This window comes from Psychrobacter sp. AOP5-GZ1-6 (assembly GCF_052376345.1).
GTDB lineage: Bacteria > Pseudomonadota > Gammaproteobacteria > Pseudomonadales > Moraxellaceae > Psychrobacter.
Genome location: NZ_JBQSVP010000144.1, coordinates 1 through 7,802 on the forward strand (window position 1 = coordinate 1; position 7,802 = coordinate 7,802).

Below are 7,802 nucleotides of genomic sequence, written 5' to 3' on the forward strand. Positions count from 1 at the left end.
ATTTATAAAACTAGGGCGTGTCATAAATTGCATTAATCTACTAATTGATGACATGCTCTAATAGCGCATACTCAATATAACTCACATTAATATAACTCACATTATTGATTCATTATGAACCAGTACAGCCCACATACAGACAAAATCCATAAGCAACGGTTGAGCACTAGACTGTTTGAGAGACTGCTCTTTCCAAGCCGTAATTTATCCAGTAAAGAAAAACAGCGATTGGCTCATGAGCTAGCTGGTAAGACCATACTGATCACAGGTGCAAGCTATGGTATTGGTGAGCAACTTGCTTACCTGTTGGCAAGCTTGGGTACAGCTAATAACATGCCTATTAGCTTAATATTGGTCGGTAGAACCACGGAAAAATTAGAGCAGGTACAAGCTCATATCCATAAAACTGGTGCATCGGTCAGTATCTATCCAATAGATTTAAGAGATGATAAATCACTCAAACGCTTCATGCATTTTTTGCACATGCTTAGCGTAGACATTTTTATTAATAATGCTGGCAAGTCGATCATGCGCTCTGTCATGGATTCGCTTGATCGTGGTCATGACTATGAACGCACTATTAGTCTGAATTACCTAGCTCCTGTCAAATTATGCTTAGGTTTGATACCGCAGCTTGGTATCAATCAAGGGCAAATCATCAATGTATCCGCACTCAATGTATTACTACCGCCAATGCCTAAGTGGTCTGCTTATCAAGCCTCTAAGTCTGCTTTTGATCAGTGGTTTCGTTCAGTAGCACCAGAACTATATGCGCAAAAAATAACGACCAGCACATTGTATTTGCCACTGGTTCGCACTCGTATGATCGCGCCAACGGCTATCTACCAATCAGCACCTACCATGACTACTGAGCAAGTCGCAGCTGTGATTGGTCGTCTGATTATTCATAAAAAATCCAGCTTTAAACCTTGGTGGTTATATCCTATCGAAATTTTAGCCTTGCTATTCAAACGACCATTAGAGTTTTGTGTTCGCAGTTATTATCGTCATCAGTCACGCTGATTAAACTGGTATTAAATTGAAAGTAGAGATTTATCAATGTCTAACAGCTATCAACATAGCCATCGTGATCAGAGTGATAAGCAGCATAATAAGGGCGAAGACAGTCAGTCAACATCGCCTTCATTATTGAGCTGGATATTTACTAGTATTCGCAACCTGTATCGTATCGGCCTGCTAACACCGAAAGGCATTTTTTGTGTCATTAGATCTATTTATAAGCATGGCGAAAATCTGATGGTATTGCTCGAATTTGCTAGCCATGTTGCACCCAATAGAAACACGTTAAATCAGAAGTACAGCTATCAACAGAGTTACGAATTAGCGCTATCACTAGCTGCTTATCTCAATGAAAAATTACAGATGGGCCGGTATGCTAAGGCCAGCAGTCATTCAGGCCATAAAGCAAACGTGGCGTTACTTTGCGCTAATCATAGCAGTAGCGTTTTAGTTTTATTTGCCGCTGCACGCACTGGTGCTGATATCACGCTGCTCAATACGGATATGAGCCATGATCAAATCGAGCAAATTATCCAGCAACAAGCATACGATATGCTGATCTGTGATGATGAGTTTGTTAGCATCGTCTCAAAGCTGTCAGCGCTCAAATTAGAGACAGCGCCAATAGTGGTTAGTACCAAAGAATTAAACCAGTTTCTTATAGCAAACTTAGAAAAAGTAAAACATGATACTCAGCGAGGGCGAACTAAGCGTAAAAATAACGGCCATAAACTCGCACGCCAGTCATCAGGTAAAATAAATGTACTGACAGGCGGTACCAGTGGTCGTGTCAAATTTGCCAAACGTGAGCCGTCACCGCTTGCGATGCTGATGCCGTTTTTGGCATTGTTAAATAAAGTAGAACTGGCTAAATATCATTCTGTCTATATTGCCGTGCCTTTCTATCATGGCTATGGATTGTCAGCGCTTATTATTTCAGTACTGCTGTCTGCTCGTATCTTTCTCAGTGATAAATTTAACAGTGCTGAAGCCAGTCACCTGATTTACCATCATCAGATTGAAACGCTTATTTTAGTGCCGACTATGCTCAAGCGTTTGCTTGATGAAGACACACTCAAGCAGCGCAAATATGACCAGCTCAGCAGTATAGAAGCCAAAGACGCTACTCATAACTTAACTCTTTATCATTCAACTTTCTGTTCTGTTAAGCGGATAATCTCAGGTGGCGCTAAGCTCGACGCCAATCTTGCGACACAGACTTTGGCTCATACTGGTGATACTTTATTCAATCTCTATGGTACCTCAGAATCAGGTTTTGGCGTTATGGCGACTCCAGCTGATTTGCACCGTTATCCTGATAGTGTTGGTAAAACGATTAAAGGTGTACGTTTGAAAGTATTACCGATTGAGGCCAACTCAAGTACTGCCAATCAAACGCGGTCGGCCGATGACGCTATTGGTGTTTTGAGCCTAGGTACTGCATGGTCAATGGACAATAACGCCATCACCCATACTGCTGAAAATATCAGCGAGACCAACTATATTAGTACAGGTGACTTGGTCTCTTGTAATGTAGAAGGTTATCTGTTTCTAAAAGGCCGTGCCGATGACATGATCGTATCTGGTGGTGAAAACGTGTATCCGCTAGACATTGAAAATGCGCTTAGACAGCACACACATATTGGACAAGTTGCCGTTATTGCGATAGACCATAATGAATTTGGTAAGCGGCTCGTCGCTTTTGTTGGCTTGGTAGATTCAAACGTTTTTTCAAGGAATAGTGAGTCAATCACCGCTTTGCAACTGATGCAGTGGTTGAAGCCTAAGCTGGCACGGTATCAGATGCCTCAACAGATTGTATTGATGGATGAGTTACCCATAACAAAGACGGGGAAGGTGAGCCATGCGAAACTTAAAGAGTGGTTTTATAGTGAATCGATAAGATAAACCATCTCATTGTTTGGGTTATGCAGCCCAAACTGAAAAAGGCTACTCTATTAAGAGTAGCCTTTTTGCAACACTAGCTTATAAAATGAGTGCTTCATCAACTAACGCATCGTCACAAACTCTTCTGAGCCAGTTGGATGAATGGCAACCGTATTGTCAAAATCAGCTTTAGTTGCGCCCATTTTAATAGCGACAGCAAATCCTTGAATCATCTCATCGACGCCAAAACCAATACCATGTAAGCCAATGACCTTTTCTTCCTCGCCCAAGCACACAAGCTTCATAGTACATTTTTGGCGATGTTGGGTGACGGCGCTATACATATCGGTAAACGTTGAAGAGTAGCATTTAATATTTTCTTTACCAAATTGATTAACAGCATCAATTTCTGATAAGCCAATGGTACCGATAGCAGGATGGGTAAAAATAACGGTCGGTATCAAGGTATAGTCTAGGTGTTCATTAGGCTTATCATTAAACAAGCGCTCTGACAAGCGGCGACCTGCGGCAATCGCCACTGGCGTCAAGTCAACACTGTTTTCGATAATATCACCAACGGCATAGATGTTATCGATATTGGTATTTTGGAATTTATCAACTTTGATTTTGCCCGTCTCAGTCGTCGCGACGCCAGTGACTTGCAGATTGATATTGTCTGTAGAAGGCGCACGACCAATCGCCCAGATTAAACAGTCTACTGTCTCGATACAGTCCTCACCGCCGTCATTGGTAGATAAGTTCAGGCTATCATCGTCATTTTTGTTGACTTCGCTTATCACTGTGTTGGTATGTAGTTGAATGCCGGACTGCTCCATTTCTATCAGCAAGGTTTCTACGATAGTATGATCAAATGCCCGTAGTGGCGAGTGTTTGCGTACATACAGATGCACTTCAGCGCCTAGACTGTTTAGCACACCTGCGATTTCGACAGCGATATATCCTGCGCCTACAATCGCCACGCGTTTTGGCAAATGATTCAACGCAAAAAAACCATCAGAATCGATGCCGTATTCTGCGCCTTTGATATTTGGTTGAATCGGGTGACCACCTGTGGCAATCAAAATATGATCAGCGGTAATCAGTTCGCCATTTACTTCTACGGTATTGGTATCGACAAATTTTGCAAAGCCTTTGATGACTTCAACGCCATTTTTGGCCAAGTTGTTGTCATATGAGCGGTGAATGTTTTCGATGTATTGTTGACGGCTCTGTACCAGTTTTGGGAAATCAAAACCTTTAACATCTACATCGAAACCATAATCTGGAGCAAACTTATGAATGGCTTCAGCAACTTGTGCGCCATACCACATTACCTTTTTAGGGACACAGCCTAGATTTACACAAGTACCGCCCAGTTGATTGGCTTCGATAATGGCGCATTTTTTGCCATAGCTTGCGGCGCGGTTGATTGAGGCAATACCGCCGCTGCCGCCACCGATGGCGATATAGTCATAATGTTTGGTCATAATGGGGTCTCTTTATTAAGTGATTGTTGGTGCAGTTTTCAAGTGTATTGTTTTGAATATGATTGTTTTGGACTCTACTGTAATGGGTACTATCATTCATCTTACAAGTTTTTATGCTCAAGGTGGGTTGAATCACTTAGATATGAGTATTATTTAGTCAGAAATAGTTAGGTATTTATATATTTAAACTCACCTAAACAATAGCACGACGTCTATAAAATAACAGTCCAGGAATGGATAAACCCAGCACCAATCCAGAAGTGACAAATAAAGCTTCAAATAAATAAACCATCATTTGACTAAACAGTGCATCTGAATAGCCAAAATAGCCAATCTGCACCATACTGACCATTGCCTTATACGCGGCGATACCGGGCATCATACAAATCACACTTGGCGAAATGAGTGCTTTTGGGGGCAGAGTATACTTTTTAGAAAAATACACACCCAAAAAGCTAGCAAGCATGGCGCCAAAAAAGCTAGCAACCACGAGATGGATATGCTGATGGACAAGGGCGGTTTTTAGCCCAAACCCAAAACCGGTCATGAGCAAGCAAGGCAAGATATAGCGTCTAGGTACGGTGAACATCAGTGTCCAGCCAAGGGTGATGATACTGGACAGCACAATCGTTTTAATCAGCCACATATCAAAATCCCCAGTGCTGTATTTGCAGCAAGATCAAAGCCATCACAATACCCACGCAAGAGGATAGCGTCAGCATATAGGCAAAGACCGCACGTCCAATCCCAATATTGACATAACCTTTTAAGATATCTGATAGGGAGTTGATGAGCGGAAAACTTGGCACTAGCAGTAGCACACTAGAGGCAACCGCGATATCGGCACTATCACCCACATTAAAATAGTAAGTCGTTGATCCAATCAGCGATGCGATAAATGCCGTCACAATAATGGTAATAAACGGATTAAAATGATGTTTGGACAGATAAATACGCGTAAACATTGCGACCATACCAGCGATAAAAGTCACAGCTGTAATGGCCCAACTACCACCATTAAGATAAGCAAATGCAGCACAAGACACACCCACAAAAACGCATACGATCCATGTTGGATAAACCGTCTTATCTAGTTTATCAAAGGCAGTGGTGGTGAGGTCGATAAGCTCGTTATTGTTGGTTGCCGCTTCAGTTTTATTGACAATTTGCTGGATTTGAACCAATAAATTGACATTAATGCTTTGATTGATTGTGTCTCTGGTGGTGGTAATACAGCGCTCATCACAGATGGTGGTTAGCGTTAGCGCATTAAAATTGAGCGAACATTCTACGCTATTCATCCCTAATGCGATGCCTAGGCGTTTGGATAAATCCACCACTACGGCAGACTCAGCACCATATTGCATAAGGAGTAGTCCGCAGCGCACGCATAGTCGAGTAATGTGCTGCTGCTGTACGTAACTGATTGAAGTCATGGGCTAGATACGCAAGTTGGTTGGTATTGATACGCTATTATAAAGGGTATAGATGTCATGAGCAGATATTATGACATTATATTGAAAGCTAAGATAAAGTATAAGATTTTTTGGCAAAGAGAGATAGCGTATAAGTATGAAAAAAATGAATATGAAAAGAGGTTTTATATAACTAGGCCTTGTTCCAAAGTGCTCTTTGGGTAGCAATTTTGCATCGCTAAATGATAGTTTATTAATTTAATGGACTTTTGTTTTATACAGTGATAATCTCTTTCAGTAATTCAGACACAATACTTACATATTGGTGACATTCTTAGTTTGTTACCTTTATTTAGTTATCTGATTCAACTGTACTTTTTAACTTGGACGTATGATGACGACTTTTAATAAAATGAAAAATGCTCTATTGCTAACCACTATTACTACTTTGGTGGGCTGTACTACAGTAGCTGATATGGCAGGGTATGATACTGCTAGCCTAAACAGTGATGCGGCAAAAAGCTATTCTCAAGTGGTTTCTCAAGCCAGTAGTCAAGGCGCAGTAGACAATACTTCTTCGACCGCCATTCGAGTCAAAAAAGTGTTTAACCGTATCAAGCCTTATGCGGTTCAGGCTAATACAACAGGTGTACCTTTTGATTGGGAAATTACGGTTATCAAGTCGCCTGAACTAAATGCTTGGGCAATGCCTGGTGGCAAAATGGCTTTTTACACAGGTATTGTAGAGACGCTAAAGTTAACTGATTCAGAAATCGCTGCCATTATGGGACATGAAATGACCCATGCATTAGCTGAGCACGGTAAAAAGGACGCAGGGCAAAAGGTTCTAACTGGTTTAGCGATGCAGTTAGGTGGTGCGCAACTACAGTCAAAAACAGGATTAAGTGATGATTCGCTAGGTTTAATTAGTGACTTAGGTATTGATAAGCCGTTTTCTCGTAGTCAAGAGTCAGAAGCTGATGCGGGTGGTTTACGTTTGATGGCGCAAGCAGGCTATAATCCAGAATCTGCAGTTACAGTATGGGAAAAAATGGAAGCCGAAAATGGTCGTAGCAGCACTTTAGCTACGTTGACATCTACGCATCCAAACTCTGGTCAGCGTATCGCTAAGATTGAAGCCTTATTGCCTGAAGTGATGCCAATCTATCAGGCGGCTATTAAATAAAGTATTTAGCAGTAAGCAGTTCGTTAGATAGTATTAAAAAAGCAAGTCGCAAGACTTGCTTTTTTTGTAGGTAAATATCGCAAAGTGGTTTGTTTTAGGCTTACGTCATGATGGCAGTGAATAGGCGTTTGTGATCGTTGGACTGTCTAAACGTGAGGTCGAGTCGCAATGTAGTCAAATTGAGGAAAAGCTAGAACGTACGGTGGATGCAAGGGTGATGAATGTTGAAAGAGAGTTTGTTTAATCTAAAACAAAAGAGTTTACTTCAATGTGGTTGTTTTCTTTTAATGATTCAACAGTTTGTGACGTTGGTTTAATTGTTGATTGTTCAATCAATAGGCATCGATCATTCATCGCTTTACCAAACTTGTAGTTTGGCGGGCACACAACAGCATTTGTTAAGTCTCGAAAAACCACTTGTCCATGTAAATAGACAGGGTTTTTGCAATCTTCGACACAGTTTTTATCGTAGTCCGAGCTTACTATTGTGCATTTATCATTTGTGCTACAAATTGTACTGATATTCCAAAATTTAATGATTTTTTGATTCAGTTCCTCATAGTCTGTCTGTGAAACTTCATAAATTTGAGCTTCAGCATCCTTAATACCTACAAATTCAGCTATAGGGACTTTGACAGTATTTGAGCTCAGTATTATGATTTCTAATAGAACTAACACACCAATACTGATATCAATAAAGTATTGGAAACTTTCTTTAGAAGCTACCCTCAAACCGTTCAACATGCTATATGGTACCCAAATATAGTCAATCCTACTTAAAAATGTTATAAAATAATTAACAAATTC

Annotated in this window: 7 protein-coding genes; 3 read left to right on the top strand and 4 right to left on the bottom strand. The window is 40.8% G+C overall.

The annotated features are described in order from the left end of the window. Positions 1 to 114: 114 nt before the first annotated feature. Both ACT3RN_RS13410 and ACT3RN_RS13415 read left to right on the top strand, forming a co-directional pair. Positions 115 to 1,023 (top strand): SDR family NAD(P)-dependent oxidoreductase, encoded by a 909-nt coding sequence (locus ACT3RN_RS13410; RefSeq protein ID WP_192520399.1) that lies wholly within the window; start codon positions 115 to 117, stop codon positions 1,021 to 1,023. A 36-nt stretch (positions 1,024 to 1,059) separates the two neighbouring features. Next, positions 1,060 to 2,928, top strand: a complete 1,869-nt coding sequence (locus ACT3RN_RS13415) for an AMP-binding protein (protein ID WP_192520400.1) — start codon at positions 1,060 to 1,062, stop codon at positions 2,926 to 2,928. A gap of 101 nt (positions 2,929 to 3,029) precedes the next feature. On the opposite strand, the gene gorA is transcribed toward ACT3RN_RS13415, so the two are convergent. The 3 genes from gorA to ACT3RN_RS13430 all read right to left on the bottom strand — a co-directional run bounded on the left by gorA (position 3,030) and on the right by ACT3RN_RS13430 (position 5,830). After that, positions 3,030 to 4,394, bottom strand: coding sequence for a glutathione-disulfide reductase (gene gorA / locus ACT3RN_RS13420; protein ID WP_192520401.1), 1,365 nt, complete (start codon positions 4,392 to 4,394; stop codon positions 3,030 to 3,032). Between the two features lie 193 nt (positions 4,395 to 4,587). Next, positions 4,588 to 5,040 (bottom strand): threonine/serine exporter family protein, encoded by a 453-nt coding sequence (locus ACT3RN_RS13425; protein WP_192520402.1) that lies wholly within the window; start codon positions 5,038 to 5,040, stop codon positions 4,588 to 4,590. Position 5,041: 1 nt separating this feature from the next. After that, positions 5,042 to 5,830: a threonine/serine exporter family protein gene (locus tag ACT3RN_RS13430; protein ID WP_192520403.1), complete on the bottom strand. Its 789-nt coding sequence runs from the start codon at positions 5,828 to 5,830 to the stop codon at positions 5,042 to 5,044. A gap of 391 nt (positions 5,831 to 6,221) precedes the next feature. On the opposite strand from ACT3RN_RS13430, the gene ACT3RN_RS13435 reads away from it, so the two are divergent. Continuing rightward, the gene (locus ACT3RN_RS13435) at positions 6,222 to 6,995 is read left to right on the top strand and encodes a M48 family metallopeptidase (RefSeq protein WP_225739294.1); all 774 of its coding nucleotides are present in this window, start codon (positions 6,222 to 6,224) and stop codon (positions 6,993 to 6,995) included. A 240-nt stretch (positions 6,996 to 7,235) separates the two neighbouring features. Here ACT3RN_RS13435 and ACT3RN_RS13440 read toward each other — a convergent pair. Further along, the coding region (locus ACT3RN_RS13440; RefSeq protein WP_444518713.1) for a hypothetical protein at positions 7,236 to 7,802 on the bottom strand (567 nt) is incomplete at its 5' end.

Coding starts and splice junctions, on each gene's coding strand:
- ACT3RN_RS13410 (WP_192520399.1), top strand. CDS start 115: ATGAACCAGTACAGCCCACATACAGACAAAATCCATAAGCAACGGTTG.
- ACT3RN_RS13415 (WP_192520400.1), top strand. CDS start 1,060: ATGTCTAACAGCTATCAACATAGCCATCGTGATCAGAGTGATAAGCAG.
- gorA (WP_192520401.1), bottom strand. CDS start 4,394: ATGACCAAACATTATGACTATATCGCCATCGGTGGCGGCAGCGGCGGT.
- ACT3RN_RS13425 (WP_192520402.1), bottom strand. CDS start 5,040: ATGTGGCTGATTAAAACGATTGTGCTGTCCAGTATCATCACCCTTGGC.
- ACT3RN_RS13430 (WP_192520403.1), bottom strand. CDS start 5,830: ATGACTTCAATCAGTTACGTACAGCAGCAGCACATTACTCGACTATGC.
- ACT3RN_RS13435 (WP_225739294.1), top strand. CDS start 6,222: ATGAAAAATGCTCTATTGCTAACCACTATTACTACTTTGGTGGGCTGT.